Raw genomic sequence first — 16,988 nt, forward strand, 5'->3', positions numbered from 1 at the left:
GAGGATGGATGGTATGGATATCCAACGTTTCGAAGTTTTGGAAGAAAAAATCGCGCAAGCGATCAAGATGATACAAGCCCTCAAAGTGGAGAACGAGGAGTTGCGCCGCCGGCTGGAAGCGGCGGAGGCGCGGCAACGCGAGAAAGAGGAAGAATTGCAGGCGGTGCGCGCGGAGCTGGGCAGCGTGCAGCATCGCGCCGAGGAGTCGCGCCAGTTTCAGGAGCGGGAGGAGAAGATCCGCAGCAAGGTTGAAGAGATGTTGGCCAAGCTGGAGGAGCTGCAACTGCAGTTCTGACATCCTGGCGTCGCGTTTGGCATTCTCATGGCAGACACTTTTCTCGATATCCTATGCCCGAAGGCACAGTTCTGAAGGTCAACATCTACGGCACCGAGTACCCCATCCGGGGTGAGGTCGATGTTGAATACATCCGCCGTGTGGCCGAGTACGTCGATCGCAAGATGCGCGAAGTCGACCAGAGTACGGCGGCCAAATCCTCACTGAAGGTGGCGATTTTGGCGGCGCTGAACATCGCGGACGAGCTGTTCCGCGAACGCGACGAGAAAGCAGGTCTGTTGAAGAGTTTCGAGGCCAAGGCCGAACAGTTGTCGAAGCTTTTGCATGAGAATCTGAAATAGACCGGCAGCCGGCTGCCCCCCAGGTATTGCCCCGGTGACAAGGTCTTCAAACGACGCGACGCTCTGCGCGAGCCGCTGGCGCGCTTTTCGTGGCTTTGAAGGACTTGCCGCCGGGGCTTTTTGTTTTCACCTTAACTTGTCCACAAGCATGCGACTGACGATTTCGTGGTCGGGAAATCGGGAGGCACTGGAGGAAGAATGACGATCACTGCGATCGTGCTCATCGTGGCGGCGCTCGGCGCCGGCATCCTGACCGGCTGGTTGCTGCGGCAGAAGATCGGCCGCGAGCGCAGCGCGCACGCCGAGGCGACGGCACGCCACCTCGTCGCCGAGGCCACCCAGGAGGCAGAAAACCTGAAGCAGGCCAAGCTGCTGGAGGTGCGCGATGAGCTGTTTCAAAAGCGGCAGGATCTCGAACAAGAGATCAAGAGCCGGCGGCAACAAATCCAAAAACAGGAAAGCCAACTCGCCGCGCGCGAGACCAGCCTCGACCGCAAAGTCGACCTCCTGAATCAAAAGAAACAGGAACTCGCCAAGCTGGAGGAAAACTTGCGCAGCCGCGAAGCCAGCTTCAAGCTGCAAGCCCAGGAACTAGACCGTCTGATTGCCGAGGAGAACAAGAAACTCGAACAGATCTCGGGACTGACCAACGAGGAAGCCAAGCGCATCCAGCTCAACAACTTTCTCGAGCTCGCCAAGCAGGAGGCGGCGCAGACGGTCAAGGAAATCAAGGATCATGCCCGCATGGTGGCGAGCCGCGAAGCCAAGGACATTCTGGTGCAGGCGATTCAACGCACCAACATCAGCCACGTGGTCGAATCCACCGTCTCCGTCGTGCGCCTGCCCAACGATGACATGAAGGGCCGCATCATCGGCCGTGAAGGCCGCAACATCCGCTCATTCGAGGCGGTCACCGGCATCGAGGTGCTGATCGACGACACGCCCGACGTGGTGATGCTCTCCGGCTTCGATCCGGTGCGCCGCGAAGTCGCCAAACTCTCGCTGGAGAAATTGATCACCGACGGCCGCATTCATCCCGGCCGCATCGAAGAAGTGGTCGAAAAGACGCGCAGCGAAGTCGAGGAACTCATCCGCGAAGCCGGCGAACAGGCCATGCTGGAAGTGGGCCTGCACGGCCTGCACGTGGAGCTGATCCGGCTGCTGGGCAAGCTCAAGTATCGCAGCAGCGAGGGGCAAAACTTGCTGCAGCACAGCATCGAGACCGCGCTGATTGCCGGCGTGATCTCAGCCGAAGTCGGCCTGGAAACCCAGGTCGTCAAACGCGGGGCGCTGTTGCACGAGATCGGCGCGGCGGTCGAACGGGAAACCGACACCAGCGCCGCGGAAATGGGTGCGGCATTGGCGCGGCGCTACGGCGAAAACGAAGCGGTGGAGAACGCCATTCTGTTCGCCAACAATCCCAATCGCAACGGCCAGATGCTGACCGTGGCCTCCATCCTGGTGGCCACGGCGAATGAGATTTCGCTGTCGCGGCCGGGCGCGCAAAAGGAAACGCTGGCCAACTACTTTCAGCGCATGTCGGCGCTGGAGACCATCTCGAACTCGTTTCCCGGCGTGATCCGCACCTATGCGCTGCAGGCCGGGCGCGAGATTCGCGTGATCGTCGAACACACCAAAGTGGATGACGCCCGCGCCGAGCAGATGGCGGTGGACATTGCCCGCAAGATTCAACAAAACGTTCACTACCCGGGCCAGATTCGCGTCACCATCGTGCGCGAATACCGGGCAGTGGATTTCGCCAAGTGAATTTCCTCTTGTAAATTTGGTTTTTTAGCCTATATTCCGGGTGTTTCGAGAATCTCCAAGCAAATTCCCGCAGGATGATGAAAGAAAACGAAGCGTGGACGCTCCTCTTTATCGCGGATATTATCGGCAAGCCCGGCTTGGAGATTGTCGCCCGCCTGTTGCCCGGATTGCAGCAGCAGTATCAGCCGGATCTGGTCATCGCCAACGGTGAAAACGCCGCGGAAGGCAAGGGTATCACTGCCGCGCTCGCCAAACAATATCGCGCGCTCGGCATCGATGTCATTACCGGCGGCAACCACACGTGGGAAAATCCGGAAGTCTTCAAGGTCTGGCAAAAGGACGAGGAGCTGAGCAGCCGCGTGCTGCGGCCGGCGAATTACCCGCCGCCCAATCCCGGGCGCGGCTACACGCTGGTTGATATCGAAGAAGGCATCAAAGCCGCGGTGATCAATCTGCAGGGCCGCACCTATCTGTACGCGATCGACTGCCCGTTCCGCACGGCGGATGAAATCCTGCGCCGCATCGACCGCCAGGCCAGCGTCGTGATCGTCGATTTTCACGCCGAAGCCACCGCCGAAAAGATGGCATTGGCCTGGCATCTGGACGGCCGCGTCAGCGCCGTCATCGGCACGCACACCCACGTGCCGACCGCGGATGAGCAGATTCTGCCCGGCGGCACGGCATATCTCACCGACCTGGGCATGACCGGCCCATTCGACTCGGTGATCGGCATGAAAAAAGAAACCGCCATCAAGCGGTTCATGCGAGGCGTGCCCATGCGTTTCGAAGTCGCCAGCGGCAATGTCCGGTTGTGCGGCGCCCTGATCCGCATCAGCAAAGAGACGATGAAGGCGGTCAGCATCGAACGGTTGTTTCTGCAGTAGCCTGCGGCCGGCAACGGCGCGCAGGCCAAAAGAGAGTGGCCATGTCCGCAGTTCTGATCGACGGTAAGCGCATTGCTGAGCAAGTCAAGGCCGAGCTCATTGAAAAAATTCAGGCACTCAAGCAGAAGCAGGTGACGCCCGGTTTGGCTGCGGTGCTGGTGGGTGATGATCCCGCCTCCGCGGTCTATGTCGGCGCGAAGGCGAAAATGTGCGAGAGCTTGGGCCTTTATTCCAAAGTCTACAAACTGGAGCGCGCCACCCCGCAGTCCGCACTGCTGGAGTTGATTGCGCAGCTCAATCGCGACGCGGCGGTTCACGGTATTTTGGTGCAATTGCCTCTGCCCCCGCAGATCGACCCGCAAGGCGTGCTCGCCGCCCTCGCGCCGGAGAAAGACGTGGATGGCTTCACGCCGGTGAATCGTGGCAAGCTGCAGAACGGTGAAGAAACTTTCATTCCCTGCACGCCGGCGGGCGTGCTGGAACTGCTGCAGCGCAGCGGCTTTCCGGTGGCGGGAAAACACGTGGTGGTTCTGGGCCGCAGCGGCATCGTGGGCATGCCGCTCGCCGTGTTGCTGGCTCAGAAACGGCCGCGCGCGAATGCCACCGTGACCATCTGCCATTCCGCGACGGCGAATCTCCCACAGCTAACCCGGCAGGCGGAGGTTTTGGTTGCGGCCATCGGCAAGGCCCAATTCGTGACCGCGGACATGGTAAAAGAGGGCGTGGTCGTGATCGATGTCGGCACCAATCGCGTCGTTGATCCGGCCGCGAGCAAAGGCTATCGTCTGGTGGGTGATGTCGATTTCGCGGCGGTGCAGCAGAAAGCCGCGGCCATCACGCCGGTGCCCGGCGGTGTCGGCCCGATGACGATCATCATGTTGATGCAGAATACGGTGCTGGCCGCCGAGCGCTTGGCCGCCGGCGCCGCCTGAAAACAGATCCTTCGGCGCGCTGCGCCACCCCATGCGCCAGTAGCTCAACTGGATAGAGCGTTGGCCTCCGGAGCCAAAGGTTGAGGGTTCAAGTCCCCCCTGGCGTACCACAAGGGATTCGGAAGATCGCGCGGACAGCAAAAGCCCGCACGATTTTCCGAAGCCCTAATTTTTTGTCGAGCGGTCAATCCGCCTTTCAGTTCAGAATCCTTATTGCATTTCCTTCCTAATTTTGGTGCCCATGAGCTCACAGGCTGCCCAAAAATTCATCTCAGCCACGCTCGCGCTCTCCGATATTCGTCACCTTGACTCAGAAATCCACGAGCTGATCTCGTCCAAGAAAGATCCTGCCAAAATCGCAGAATATTTGAGTCGACGCTTCGGTAACAGCAGCCAGTTGCAGATCAAAATCGCCGAGAGCAAGGCCGAGTTGCGCTGGACCCTGCCCGCGCTCAATGCTGAAGCCGAAAGTCTGCATCGCGAGGCCATGGTGTTCGCCAAGCAGCGCGATTTCGGCAAGGCCATTGCCCGCTGGACGCAGGCACTGGCGAAGAATCCTTCTGATCCCGATTACTATTTCAACCTCGGCATCGCCTGCTTCGCCAACAAGAACTACAAGGAGGCGGTCGAGAATTTTCGCCAGGCGGTCACGCTTTGCCCGATCTACCATCGCGCGCATTTGATCCTCGGCACGATTCTCCTCAAGATGCGCAAGTTCGCGGAGGCCGAAGGCCATCTGAAAGAGAGCATCTTCTTCGATCCGCGCAACGCGCTCGCCCATCTCAATCTCGGCGCGGTCTACAGCATTCTCAAGAAATACAAAGAAGGGATCGCCAGTTTCCAGCGCGCCATCGAGCTCTCGCCCAACGAGATTCGCGCTTACTTCGGCCTGGCCAAGATCTATGCGATTCTCGGCGACACCGAGAACGCCAATCTGAACTATCGCAAAGTCATCGAGCTGGATCCCAAGCACGCGCTCGCGGCGCACGCCAAGCGCAGCATCATCTCCGCGGCGCCCACCGTGGAAACCGCTGATCTGGAGAGCCTGTACGCCGAGGGCTACAAAGCCTTTTTGTATTCGGATTTCAAAGGCGCGGCCCGCATGTACCAAAAGTACCTCGAGAAAAAACCGGATGACGATCAGGTGTGGGCGGCTCTGGGCGTGGCGCTGCAACGCGCCGGCTCGCCGGACCGTGCGGTCAAGGCCTTTGCGCAGGCCAGCAAGCTCAATTCTGCGAAAGGGCTTTATTTCAAGCAACTGGCGATCGCCTGCGATCTCATCGATCGGCCGGCCGAGGCGGTGAAAGCTTTCGAACAGGCGAGCGAACTCGGCAAGGGGGATTCGGTGATGCTGGCGGTGTGGGGGAAAAATCTCATCAAGCTGAACCGGCTGACGGAATCCATTCCGCAGCTCGAGCGTGGGGTGAAATTGAACCGCTCCAATCTGCTGGCACACTACTATCTCGCCATGGCGCTCATCAAGATGAATGAGGTGGAACGCGCCATCTCCCACCTGGAAGCGATTCTGGGCGCCAAAGTCAACACCCCCTTGAAAGAGCAGGCCCAGGAACTGTTGCGCAAAGTGGCCTAAAAGCACAAAAGACGGCTCGTGGCCGTCTTTTGTGTCTACCGCGCATCGTCCGTTCTGCGAGACTATTCGTCCTTGGGTTTCCGGCTGTTTTGCTCGACCTTGGCCTGCACCGTCTTCAAGCGCTTGTCGAAACTCTTCTGCTCGGTCAAAATCTGTTCCTTCATCTCCATCAATTCGAGCATCCGCTCCAGAGCTTCAATTTTCTTGACCAGAAAGCTGTTCGCGGCGATGTTGGTCTGCATGGCCTTCAGATCGGGCGTTGCCGGGTCCTGATCCACCAGGGTGGCGCCGGGATTTTTGCTGCCCTCGATCGACTCCAACAGCGCGGTGGAGAGATCAACCGGTCGCGCCGAGGCAGCGGCAGGCTGGCTGGCCGGGCTGGCAATCGGCTCGGGCGCCATGGTCGCCGGAGCGGTCTCCTCGAGCTGTAGTTCAAACTCCTTGTCCAGTTCCTGCAATCTGGCCAGCAGGGAGGCTTTGGCTTCCGCCAGCGTCGTTTCCTTGGCTTCCAATGCCGCTGCCGGCACATTTGCGCTGGCGCGCGCCACTGCCTGTGCCTGCGCCGCACCCGCGCCGCACACCAACATCAAACCGGCCAGCGCCAATCCCTGACACACCCGCAAGCTCCCTTTGGTGGATTGATTCTTCATGATGCTTTCTTCCTTAAGTTGATGTTGCGCAGCTCCTGCTGAGGAGTAGCTTGAGTTTCGTTCCCGCCCAGTCTTTAGCAAATATGCGGCCAGTTTTGTTGCGCAGCCGCAGTAGCGAGAAATTCATTCGGCTGCAGCAAAGCCGGCGCCGGCTGTCGCTTCATTTCCACGCAACACCGGCATTTTAATCAACAGCTTAGATCATTCACCGCAAACCCGGACCCCGGCCCCATCGATCAGCAAAATCGTAAGACTGCACCTGCGCCGCGCACTCCCGCCCTTTCCCACAAGCACAAGATCGTATCTGCTCCGCCGCCGAGTTACAGCTTTGGAAGTCGGAAAAAATGATTTGCAATTCGGGCAAAGGGATTGTATAATATCAAAAAATCTTGATATGGTGATATGAATTCGGATATGCTGCAGGTGTTCAAGGCCCTGGCGGATGAAACGCGGCTGCGTTTGCTCGCTATTCTGGCGCAGGGAGATTTCAACGTCAACGAGCTGATCGAGATTCTGCGCATGGGCCAATCCCGCATTTCGCGGCATCTCAAAATCCTGGCGGATTGCGGGCTGGTCGCCAGCCGGCGCGAAGGCCATTGGACCTTCTATTCGCTCACCCCGCCCAATGGCAAGGTGGAACTGGCAGAAGCGACGCGCCTGGCCCTGAAGGCCGCCGCGCAGCTCCGGTCACGGGAAGCGGATTTGCAGCAGATCGAGTCGATTGTGCAGCACCGGCGGCAGGCGAGCCAGAAGTATTTCGACCGCATCGGCCCGGAGTGGGAGCGCCTGCAGCAGGAAGTGCTGGATAGCGGCTACTACCGCGAGCATGTTTTACGCCATCTGCCCCAGGGACTGCGCAGCGCCGCGGATCTGGGCGCGGGCGCCGGACTGCTGTTGCCGGCGTTGCTGCAGCGCTGCGAGCAGGTCGTCGCCATCGATTCTTCGCGCACCATGCTGCGCGTTGCCGCGGACTATCTCGCGCAAGAGCTGCCGGAAGCGCTGCCCCGCTGTGATTTTCGCCTGGGTGAAATCGAGCATTTGCCGCTGCCCGACGCGGCGGTGGAGGCGGCAGTGGCCTGCATGGTGCTGCATCATGTTTCCCAGCCGGCCAGCGCCCTTGCTGAAATTTTCCGCATTCTCAAGCCCGGCGGCACGCTGGTCATCGCCGACCTGCTGCAGCATGACATCGTGGAAATGCGCGAGAAGTATGCAGATCTGTGGCTCGGCTTCAAGCGCGCCGACTTGAACAAATGGCTGAGCGCGGCCGGCTTTGCCCCGCCCAAATCGGAGATTCTTGCAAAAAACGAAACGATGAAAATTCTCATCTTCCAAGCAACCAAACCCTAGAGGACGACATGTACGAAACCGAAGTCATCAAAACGAAAGCCGACAGCAACGGCGCCAACGGTAAACCCGCCGCGACCCAGCGGCCGCCCTACAAAGTCGCGGACATTTCCCTGGCCGCGTGGGGCCGCAGAGAGATTGAACTGGCGGAAAAAGAAATGCCCGGACTGATCTCGGTGCGCGAGGAATATCGCAGCCAGCAGCCGCTCAAGGGCGCGCGCATTGCCGGCTCGCTGCACATGACCATCGAAACCGCGGTGCTGATCGAAACCCTGGTGGCGCTCGGCGCCAAGGTGCGCTGGGCCTCCTGCAACATTTTCTCCACGCAAGATCATGCCGCGGCCGCCATTGCCGCCGCGGGCATCCCGGTGTTCGCGTGGAAGGGCGAAACCGAAGAGGAATACTGGTGGTGCACCGAGCAGACCCTGTATTTCGAGAACGGCGAAGGCCCGAACATGATCGTCGATGACGGCGGCGATCTCACCTATTTCGTTCACAACAAGATGCCGCAATTCCTTCCCGGCTTGAAAGGCATCACCGAGGAAACCACCACCGGCGTGCACGCCCTCTACAAGATGCTGAAAGAGGGCCGCCTCAAGGTGCCGGCCATCAACGTGAATGACTCGGTGACCAAGAGCAAGTTCGACAATCTCTACGGTTGCCGCGAATCGCTCGCCGACGGCATCAAGCGCGCCACCGACGCAATGCTGGCCGGCAAGCTGGCGGTGGTGGCCGGCTACGGCGACGTGGGTAAAGGCTCGGCGCAATCGCTGCGCGGCTTCGGCTGCCGCGTGGTGGTCAGTGAAATCGATCCCATTTGCGCGCTGCAGGCCGCGATGGAAGGCTATGAGGTGGCGACCATCGAGGATTTCGTCAAGACGGCGGACATCTTTGTCACGGCCACCGGCTGCAAGGACGTCATTACCATCGAACATCTCAAGCAGATGAAAGACGGCGCCATCGTCTGCAACATCGGCCATTTCGACATCGAAATTCAAGTCGCCCAGCTCAATGCCTTTCCCGGCATCCAGAAAATCGAGATCAAGCCGCAGGTCGACAAGTATGTCTTCCCGGACGGCCACTCAATCCTGCTGCTTGCCGAAGGCCGGCTGGTGAACCTGGGCTGTGCCAGCGGCCATCCTTCGTTCGTGATGTCCAATTCCTTCACCAACCAGGTGCTGGCGCAGATCGAGCTATTCAACAACCACTACGAGGTCGGCGTCTACATGCTGCCCAAGAAGCTCGACGAGAAAGTCGCGCGGCTGCATTTGGACAAGCTCGGCGTGAAACTCACCCGGCTCACCCAGGCGCAGGCCGAGTATTTGGACGTCTCGGTCGATGGCCCCTTCAAACCGGGACATTACCGCTATTAGCCGATATTCTGGCAACAAAAAAGGCGCAGGCAAATTGCCTGCGCCTTTTTTGTTGGAAGGCTTGTGTACGCCTGCTCAAAACGCGTGGCCGAGCTGGAAGTACACCCGCTTTTGCCGGCCTTCGAACAATCCCACCGACACCCCCGCCGGGCCCAGCGGCGTGGCCACCGTCACGCCCATGCCAATGCCGTTGCGAATTTTGCGGTACGACGTGTCTTTGCGATCCACCCACACGCCGCCCCAATCATAACGCAAACTCAGATACGTATCGAGCAGCGGCCGCTGGCGCAGTTGGTAGCGATACTCCATGCTGCCCAGAATCAAATGCCGGCCGGCGAATTCCTGATCGCGCAGGCCATAAAGCTCATGCGGCCCGCCGAGCTTGAATTGCTCGCTGAACGGCGTGGTTTCCTCCGCGGCGCCCAACGCAAAACGGTAGCGCAGCGTGTGCGGCCCGGCGGAGTCGAACGATTCCAACTGCGCCTGAAATTTGGAAAACGACTCCAGTCCGCCGTCAAACGGGCTGAAGTACTCGTACGCCAAATGCAGATAGCGGCCGGTGCGCGTGAAGGGAAGCTGATCGCGCGTATCGAGAATCGACCGCAGCGCCAGACTGTTGAAACGCGTCGTGCCCACCGGATAGCCGCTGCCCGACAGGCTGCGCAGCCGCACCTCTTCCGAGCGCAATTCCAGTGAGATGCCGCCCAGCCGGCTCACTTGCTGGCCCAACGCCGCGCGCACGCCCAACCGGCGTTCGTCATAGGCGCCGATGGGCTCGGGCCGGCGCGGCACATAGGTGAGATTCTCACGCAACTCATGATAGATGCTGGTGGCCAGGTTGAGATAGGTGTGCGCAAAACGATCGGCGTACCATGACAGCCGCGTGACTTGATCGCGCTCGCCCAGGTTGCCGTGCCAGAACGCCCGGGTGCCGGTGCCGAAGAGGTTTTCATTTCCCACTTCGGCAAACACGCGGCTGCCGCGCTCACTCTCGGAGAATCCGCCCAAACGCAGAATGGTGAAGGGCTTTTCCTCAACCTTGAATTTGACCAGCGCGCCGCCGCCGGGCAAGCGCACCAGGCTCAGCCCGACTTTTTCGAACAAGCCGGTGTTATGGAGATTGGCCACGCTTTGGCGCGCGGCATTGGAGTTGAAAATCTCCCCGCGCTTGAGCGTGAACTCGCGCTGCGCCACGAAGTCTTTCGTGTGCAACAACCCCTCACACACGATGTCGGCAATCCGGCCTTCATCCACCGCGATAACCAAGGCGCCGCTGGCGGAATCGAAATCCACGCTGCGGATTTCCGCGAGCGCGTAGCCGTCCTGCCGGTATTTTTCGAGCAGGCTGGTCAGATCCTGCTGGCCGCGCAGGTGATTCACCCTTTCGCCCAGCCGCGATTGCAGACAGGCAAACAGATCGAGATCAGAATAAACCGTGTTGCCCACAAACTGCAGGCTGCGGAGAACCGGATTCATCTCGGCGGCGAAAGACAGCGTATCGTGCTGCAGCACCGCGCGGACGTGGCGGTAATCGCCGCTGGCGTAGAGCTGATCGACCTGGCTCTGAATCTCCTCGCCGCGCAGCCGCGTGCCGCCGTTGCCGGACCAGGGCAGCGGCAGATGACTCATCTCCTCGCCACGCACCGCAACGTGACTGACCGCGTAGAGCGTGGCAGCACCGTCGGAGTTCCCCTCCTGAACGCGGCTGCAAAGCTGGCGAATGCGATCCATCTGCGCGAGGGTTTTCTGGTATCCCAAATCAATCAGCGAGTCGAGATTGGTGAAATCCAGCGAGGGCCGCGTTTCCGCCCGAAACGAGATCAGCACGTCGGCGCGCGCCGCCTGCTCGCGATTTCGTTCCTGCTGCATGATGGTGGTGACTTGATCGGCAAACTCCCAGGGCGTGGCGAGATCGTCCTTGCCGCGCAGATTGGAGGTGGCATCCACGGCGATGACGATCTCCATGCCCATGCGGCGCACCACGTCCACCGGAATGTTGTTGAGCAGGCCGCCATCGACGAGCAACTGATTGGGGCGGGGCACGGGCGAGAGCAGAAACGGAATGGCGGCAGAGGCGCACATGGCCTCGGCCAAATCGCCCCTGTCGATCAGCACTTCCCGGCCGCTGTAGACCTCCGTGGCGATGGCGCGGAAGGGAATGCGCAGATTGTCATAGCTGGAGCTGGCCCAATAGTTGGCCTTCAAAGTCAGCTCGGTGAGCACGGATTGCAGCTTCTGGCCGGCGGTGAGCGCGCGCGGCAATGCCGGTTTCCAACCGCGCAGCCGCAGTTGCAGGTAAGTGCGGTCGTGTTCCTGCTTTTGGCTGAGCAGCAGGTCGCGGCGCAGCGGCTCGTCTTGCAGCAGAGTTTCCCAATCGAGCTGGTGCACGATCTCGCGGAGTTGGCGGGCGGAATAGCCCGCGGCGTACAAGCCGCCGATGATGCTGCCCATGCTGGTGCCGACGATCAGATCGAGTTGGACGTCATGCTCTTCCAGGGCTTGCAGCACGCCGATTTGCGCCAGGCTGCGGCTGCCGCCGCCGCTCAGCGCCAACCCCACGCGCGGATGCGCCAACTCGTGAAACGCCAGGAAAGCGTGCGGCGGCCGCACCCATTTGCCTGTGCGCGGCGTGAACACGACGGTGGCGGTTGCGGGCGCGCGGGCGGAATCCGCTGCAGGCATGCGGGGCTTCATGCCGTGGCCGGCGGCGGCCGGCACGGCAGCAGCGCAGAAAACGAGGAAAGAATATAGTGCGGCGACGGGAGAGAGACTGGGCCAGGTCAATCGAGCGAGCATTCCAAGACTCAAAACGGCAGGTTGAAAAAAAAGGGTCACAGCTTTTTTGCCATAACCCTTTTTGTTCATCTAGCGGGGCCGACGGGACTTGAACCCGCGATCTTCGGCTTGACAGGCCGACGTGTTAACCAGGCTACACCACGACCCCGAAACTTTTTTCCAGCACGGCAGCACAGCGTTTGGTTGGAACCGACCACCGTGAGCGCCACGGGCTTGGTGGGCGATAGTGGACTTGAACCACTGGCCTCCTGCTTGTAAGGCAGGCGCTCTAACCATCTGAGCTAATCGCCCGGCGGGCAGGAGGGCCAAGCGTGCACGCGACCATGCCGCGGCGGGCAGCAAGCTAGCGCCCGTCTCCTGGCGCGCGGTCAGGCAGCACGCTGCTCTTGCTCTGATACAGAATCGCCAGGGGAATCACGACGCAATAGCCGATCACCAACAAGATCGGCGCGACGGTCAGCGTCAAAAAGCCGTCCACCGGCGGTTGCGCCAGGGCGACATATCCCACAATGATCAGCAGGACACCAAGCCCGAACAGCCAGTAATTGACACGGGTGAACGGCAGTTTCTCCACAATTTTGAGGGAGGACTTGCGCCCCGGCCGGCGAAGCTCTTTTGCCTTGACTTCCTTCATGACGATCCTTGTAATTTGCGACGCGCAATATAAGAAAGGGTCAACACTTTGTCAACCAAAATTAAGGCATCTTTTCACCGCCCGGGCGCTCAGAGCGCCCGGGCGGCAAACGTCTCGCGCCGGCGCTGCCGCCAGCCTTGCTTTTCGCGTGGAATCTTTTTATCAATACCGCACACCAATCCTTCCATTGCCATGCTGCTCCCGGCAGGTGAGAGCGAGCGAACGCTGAGAAACCGGCATACTTGAACGGAACGCCACGATGATTCCCACTGATCCTTTTTCCGCCAATTTTCTTTCTTCTCTGGCCGCCAATTTGGCGACGCAGTTGATTGATGCCGCAATCAAGCGCATGGGAAGTGCCTTCCTGCCTTCCGCCAAACAAGCCGCCCTCAAGAGATGCCTGCACTCCGGCATCGTTGCCATTGCCGCGGCAGCCAGCAAGGCGGAAAAGGATAATGCCGGACATCTCGCTGAGATTTTCGAGAAATTCTTTCAAGAGCCTGATGTGGGCAAGCAGCTTGTGCGCTTGCTGCGCTCGCAACCGTTGGATCGTGCTGAACTCGCCTTCCTGTTTCAAAACTCCGGCTACGACGCCGGCACCCTCCCTCATCTCAATTTTGACCAATGCTTAAATGCCTTCGAGGCCGCCTTCCTGACCGCGGCCCTGGATGAACCCGAGCTGCGGGAAGTGATACAAGCCGCTGAAATGCTCAAGCAGACCCATCTGCAGCAGGAATTGCTTGCGGCAGTGCGGGGGCTGATTGCCTTCCTGAAACAAGCTCATTTGGAGAGCCTCCACATTCAAGCCGGCTTGCTCACCGCGCTGGCTGAGAGTGATGGCCGCCGCCTCGATTTCCAATGGCCCAAAACCGGCGACGTCACCATCAGCGGCTCCGTGCACGGCAGCATCATCGTCACTGCGCCCAATGTCACGGTGACGCAGACCAATACCTTCACCACCCAAGACAAACACGATCATGCGCGACAAGCCCTCCGCCACGCCTACCTGAACCACCTCTTTTCCGAAGCGCGTAAACTTTCGCTTTCCGGCATCGATCCCAAGGCCGCCAGCAGCGAGCAGGAATCCCGTTTGCAGCTCGATGCGGTTTATACTGCCTTGTTCACCCAAAGTGCCGAAGCATGGGAAGCCGGCGGGAAGCCCGGCCGCATGGAACGCGAGCAGCGCCGCCTCTCCGCGCTCGAACAGCTCAACCAGCACCAGCGCCTGGTACTGCTGGGCGATCCCGGCAGCGGCAAGAGCACGTTTGTCAACTTTGTCACGCTCTGCCTGGCGGGCGAAGCGCTGGAAAAGGAAGAAGCGAATCTCAAGCTGCTCACCCAACCGCTGCCCAGCGAAAAGGAAGAAGACAAGAAACGGCCGCAGCCGTGGCTGTATGGCGCATTGCTGCCGGTGCGGGTGATTCTGCGCGATTTTGCTGCCACTGGCTTGCCCGCAGCCGGCACGGCAGCCACCGCGCAACATCTCTGGCAATTCCTCGCCGCTGAGCTGGAACGCCACAACCTGGGGGACTTTGCCCCGCATTTGCGCACCGAGCTGCTCAACGCCGGCGGATTGTTGCTGCTCGACGGCTTGGACGAGGTGCCGGAAGCACACCAACGCCGCCAACAGCTCAAGCAAGCAGTGGAGGACTTCGTCTCCTGCTATGGCAAATGCCGCGTGCTGGTCACCAGCCGCACCTACGCCTATCAAAAGCAGGATTGGCGTTTGAACGGCTTTGCTGAAACCGTGCTTGCGCCCTTTATCAAACCGCAGATTGAGAATTTCGTCGACCACTGGTACAACCACATTGCCAAGCTGCGCGGCATGAATCCTGACGACGCCCAGGGCCGGGCCGTGCTTCTGAAACGCGCCATCTCTGCCAGTACCAGCCTGCAAGGTTTGGCCGAGCGGCCGCTGCTCCTGACTTTGATGGCCAGCCTGCATGCCTGGCGCGGCGGCTCGCTGCCGGAAAAGCGCGAGGAGCTTTATTCCGACACGGTGGATTTGCTGTTGGATTGGTGGGAGAGTCCGAAAGTGGTGCGCGAGCCGGATGGCCAGGTGCGGGTGCTGCAGCCGAGCCTGGCGGAATATCTCAAGGTTGACCGCAAGAAAGTGCGGGAGCTGCTGCACGAGCTGGCCTTTCAGGCGCACGCGGCGCAGCCTGATTTGGCCGGCACTGCCGACGTTGCCGAGGAGAAGTTGATTAGTGGCTTGCTGCGCTTGAACACCAATCCCGATGTGCGGCCGCAACGCTTGATTGAATACTTGAGCCAGCGCGCCGGACTCTTGCTGCCGCGCGGGGTGCAGGTTTATACTTTTCCGCATCGCACTTTTCAGGAATATCTCACTGCGTGTTACTTGACTGATCACGACTATCCCGACACCGTGGCGCGGTTGGCGCGGCAAGATCCCAACCGCTGGCGGGAAGTGGCCCTGCTGGCCGGCGCGAAAGCTGCGGGCGGATCAGCCTCCACCATTTGGCTGTTGGTGGATGCGCTGTGCGAAAACGACTACTCGGCAGAGGCGGTTTCTGCCGCCGATGTCTGGGGCGCGCATTTGGCGGGCCAGGCGCTGGCAGAGGCCGGTGATCTCAAGCAACTCAATCCCCGCAACCAGAATAATCTTGCTCGCGTGCAGGAATGGCTGAAGCAGATCATGCGCAAGAGCGACTTTCCTGCCACGGAACGCGCGCTAGCCGGCAACAGCCTGGCGCAACTGGGCGACCCGCGCCCGGAAGTAATGACGCTCGATCACTTGGAATTCTGCCTGGTGCCGGCTGGGGATTTCTGGATGGGCCATAAAGATGAAGGCGAGGAAGCAGCGCCACACTTGAACAAGCAGCTTTCATCCGACTATTGGATTTCACGCTTCCCGATTACCGTGGCGCAGTTCCAGCTCTTTGTGAACGCGACGGAGCACAAACTTGGAAACCCAGGTTGTTTGAAAGACCCGGCCAACCGGCCGGTGCGTTGGGTGTCATGGTACGAGGCTATGGAATTCTGCGACTGGCTCACGCAACACTGGCGTAAGCAGGGACTCTTGCCGAAGCAATGGCGAGTGCAATTGCCTTCGGAGGCAGAATGGGAAAAGGCGGCGCGTGGCGGTTTGAAAGTGCCCAAACCACCGTTGGTGCGGCCGGTGCGAGAGCTGGCGGCGACTACACTAAAACTCACTGCCAACGAAGAACCACAGCGCCGTTTTCCGTGGGGAGAAAATGCGGATGCCAACCGCGCGAATTATGTCGATACAAAAATCAACGATCCCAGCGCTGTGGGCTGCTTTCCTGGAGGCAAGTCACTCTGCGGTTGCGAAGAAATGGCCGGAAATGTGTGGGAGTGGACTCGGAGTTTGTGGGGAAAGGACTTTATGACACCGGAATTCAAATATCCCTATGATCCTGCTGATGGCCGCGAGAACATAAATGCACCTAGCGAAATTCTCCGCGTGTTGCGGGGCGGCGCGTTCAGCGGCCCTCAGGGGTACGTGCGGTGCGCCTGTCGCAACAGGACCAATCCCGACCACAGGAACTTCAACTTCGGGTTTCGTGTGGTTGTGTCCCCATCACTCTGAACTCTGAATCTCTGGACTCTGGAACTCTGAGCTGTTGCTGTTGCTGTTGCAGAGCGAGCGCGAGCGAGCGGCCTCAAAAATTTTTTGAAATTTTGCCCTTTTTACCGCCCGGGCGGTAGTCTGTGCCCCGGGCTTGCGCCGCTGCCGAAAATTCGATATATTGCCCCCGCAAAAATAGAACACGCAAGAGTCACTCGCACGCTGGCCTGATGAGGTTCCGGCTCTTCAGGCCAGCTTTGTTTTGCTCCGGAGTTGCTGCTGTCGCGCAGCAAGAGCAGGAGAGGTCGTTCCGCCGGATTCGTTTGCGCGCCGGCGTTCTATTGCCGTGAGTTCATTGTCCCGGCAGCGACCCGCAAGGGGTCGGGACTACAAAAACCAGGGCATTGCGCCAAGCCGTGAATTCGTTGGCCCGGCAGCGACCCGCAAGGGGTCGGGACTACAAAAACCAGGGCATTGCGCCAAGCCGTGAATTCGTTGGCCCAGCAGCGACCCGCAAGGCGTCGGGACTACAAGAAACCAAGGCTTGTGCGCGCGGCGTTGCCTCGAAAAAACGCCTGCGCTAGTCTGCAACGTTCAGCCGATTCTTCATTCTTATCACATAAGCCGGACAAACCGGAACCAAAAAAAAGCGCACGCAAAGACGCAGAGCCGCAAAGTAACCGCAAAGTTTTTCTTCTGCTTTTCTTTGCGCAACCTTAGGGCCCGTTAAAAAACAAAGTATACAATTCTGAAGGTGCTTAATTTCGGGGCTTGATTGTGTAATTCCATTCGCCGTGAAATTCATGCGGCAATAGTTTTAGAGCTTGCAGC

12 protein-coding genes and 3 tRNA genes are annotated in these 16,988 nt (G+C 59.7%); 10 read left to right on the top strand and 5 right to left on the bottom strand.

The features are described 5' to 3' along the window. Positions 1-13 precede the first annotated feature (13 nt). The 7 genes from zapB to L6R21_18370 all read left to right on the top strand — a co-directional run bounded on the left by zapB (position 14) and on the right by L6R21_18370 (position 5,810). Entirely contained in the window at positions 14-295 is a 282-nt protein-coding gene (gene zapB, locus L6R21_18340; GenBank protein MCK6561160.1) for a cell division protein ZapB, read from the top strand. A 53-nt stretch (positions 296-348) separates the two neighbouring features. After that, positions 349-636, top strand: coding sequence for a cell division protein ZapA (locus tag L6R21_18345; protein MCK6561161.1), 288 nt, complete (start codon positions 349-351; stop codon positions 634-636). 198 nt (positions 637-834) lie between these two features. Then, the gene (rny, locus tag L6R21_18350; protein MCK6561162.1) at positions 835-2,403 is read left to right on the top strand and encodes a ribonuclease Y; all 1,569 of its coding nucleotides are present in this window, start codon (positions 835-837) and stop codon (positions 2,401-2,403) included. Positions 2,404-2,477: 74 nt separating this feature from the next. After that, positions 2,478-3,287 carry a TIGR00282 family metallophosphoesterase gene (locus tag L6R21_18355; GenBank protein ID MCK6561163.1) on the top strand — a complete coding sequence of 270 codons (810 nt, stop codon included), beginning with the start codon at positions 2,478-2,480 and terminating at the stop codon, positions 3,285-3,287. A gap of 41 nt (positions 3,288-3,328) precedes the next feature. After that, positions 3,329-4,219: a bifunctional methylenetetrahydrofolate dehydrogenase/methenyltetrahydrofolate cyclohydrolase FolD gene (gene folD / locus L6R21_18360; GenBank protein ID MCK6561164.1), complete on the top strand. Its 891-nt coding sequence runs from the start codon at positions 3,329-3,331 to the stop codon at positions 4,217-4,219. Between the two features lie 33 nt (positions 4,220-4,252). Continuing rightward, positions 4,253-4,329 (top strand) — tRNA-Arg (locus L6R21_18365). Positions 4,330-4,586: 257 nt separating this feature from the next. Continuing rightward, positions 4,587-5,810, top strand: a complete 1,224-nt coding sequence (locus L6R21_18370) for a tetratricopeptide repeat protein (protein ID MCK6561165.1) — start codon at positions 4,587-4,589, stop codon at positions 5,808-5,810. A gap of 62 nt (positions 5,811-5,872) precedes the next feature. Here the strand turns inward: L6R21_18370 and L6R21_18375 are convergent, their stop codons facing one another. Continuing rightward, positions 5,873-6,460 carry a hypothetical protein gene (locus L6R21_18375; GenBank protein ID MCK6561166.1) on the bottom strand — a complete coding sequence of 196 codons (588 nt, stop codon included), beginning with the start codon at positions 6,458-6,460 and terminating at the stop codon, positions 5,873-5,875. Between the two features lie 402 nt (positions 6,461-6,862). Between L6R21_18375 and L6R21_18380 the strand changes: the two genes are divergently transcribed. Together L6R21_18380 and ahcY are read left to right on the top strand one after the other, a co-directional pair. Continuing rightward, positions 6,863-7,807, top strand: a complete 945-nt coding sequence (locus L6R21_18380) for a metalloregulator ArsR/SmtB family transcription factor (GenBank protein ID MCK6561167.1) — start codon at positions 6,863-6,865, stop codon at positions 7,805-7,807. 8 nt (positions 7,808-7,815) lie between these two features. Next, entirely contained in the window at positions 7,816-9,177 is a 1,362-nt protein-coding gene (gene ahcY / locus L6R21_18385; GenBank protein ID MCK6561168.1) for an adenosylhomocysteinase, read from the top strand. Between the two features lie 75 nt (positions 9,178-9,252). Here the strand turns inward: ahcY and L6R21_18390 are convergent, their stop codons facing one another. From L6R21_18390 to L6R21_18405, 4 genes are all read right to left on the bottom strand, one after another. Next, entirely contained in the window at positions 9,253-11,973 is a 2,721-nt protein-coding gene (locus L6R21_18390) for a patatin-like phospholipase family protein (protein MCK6561169.1), read from the bottom strand. A 73-nt stretch (positions 11,974-12,046) separates the two neighbouring features. Then, positions 12,047-12,121: transfer RNA gene (locus tag L6R21_18395), tRNA-Asp, on the bottom strand. 66 nt (positions 12,122-12,187) lie between these two features. Next, positions 12,188-12,264: transfer RNA gene (locus L6R21_18400), tRNA-Val, on the bottom strand. 52 nt (positions 12,265-12,316) lie between these two features. Beyond that, a complete protein-coding gene (locus L6R21_18405) occupies positions 12,317-12,607 on the bottom strand; it encodes a hypothetical protein (protein ID MCK6561170.1) in 291 nt (96 codons plus the stop codon). A 259-nt stretch (positions 12,608-12,866) separates the two neighbouring features. Here L6R21_18405 and L6R21_18410 point away from each other — a divergent pair, with 259 nt between their 5' ends. Continuing rightward, entirely contained in the window at positions 12,867-16,178 is a 3,312-nt protein-coding gene (locus tag L6R21_18410; protein MCK6561171.1) for an SUMF1/EgtB/PvdO family nonheme iron enzyme, read from the top strand. Positions 16,179-16,988 lie beyond the last annotated feature (810 nt).

Source organism: bacterium (assembly GCA_023150945.1).
GTDB lineage: Bacteria > Zhuqueibacterota > Zhuqueibacteria > Zhuqueibacterales > Zhuqueibacteraceae > Coneutiohabitans.

Bases quoted from the DNA above. Each gene is read 5' to 3' on its own strand.
- L6R21_18410 (MCK6561171.1), top strand. From the start codon at position 12,867: ATGATTCCCACTGATCCTTTTTCCGCCAATTTTCTTTCTTCTCTGGCC.
- L6R21_18380 (MCK6561167.1), top strand. From the start codon at position 6,863: ATGAATTCGGATATGCTGCAGGTGTTCAAGGCCCTGGCGGATGAAACG.
- L6R21_18390 (MCK6561169.1), bottom strand. From the start codon at position 11,973: ATGCTCGCTCGATTGACCTGGCCCAGTCTCTCTCCCGTCGCCGCACTA.
- L6R21_18345 (MCK6561161.1), top strand. From the start codon at position 349: ATGCCCGAAGGCACAGTTCTGAAGGTCAACATCTACGGCACCGAGTAC.
- ahcY (MCK6561168.1), top strand. From the start codon at position 7,816: ATGTACGAAACCGAAGTCATCAAAACGAAAGCCGACAGCAACGGCGCC.
- L6R21_18405 (MCK6561170.1), bottom strand. From the start codon at position 12,607: ATGAAGGAAGTCAAGGCAAAAGAGCTTCGCCGGCCGGGGCGCAAGTCC.
- folD (MCK6561164.1), top strand. From the start codon at position 3,329: ATGTCCGCAGTTCTGATCGACGGTAAGCGCATTGCTGAGCAAGTCAAG.
- L6R21_18355 (MCK6561163.1), top strand. From the start codon at position 2,478: ATGATGAAAGAAAACGAAGCGTGGACGCTCCTCTTTATCGCGGATATT.
- zapB (MCK6561160.1), top strand. From the start codon at position 14: ATGGATATCCAACGTTTCGAAGTTTTGGAAGAAAAAATCGCGCAAGCG.
- L6R21_18375 (MCK6561166.1), bottom strand. From the start codon at position 6,460: ATGAAGAATCAATCCACCAAAGGGAGCTTGCGGGTGTGTCAGGGATTG.
- rny (MCK6561162.1), top strand. From the start codon at position 835: ATGACGATCACTGCGATCGTGCTCATCGTGGCGGCGCTCGGCGCCGGC.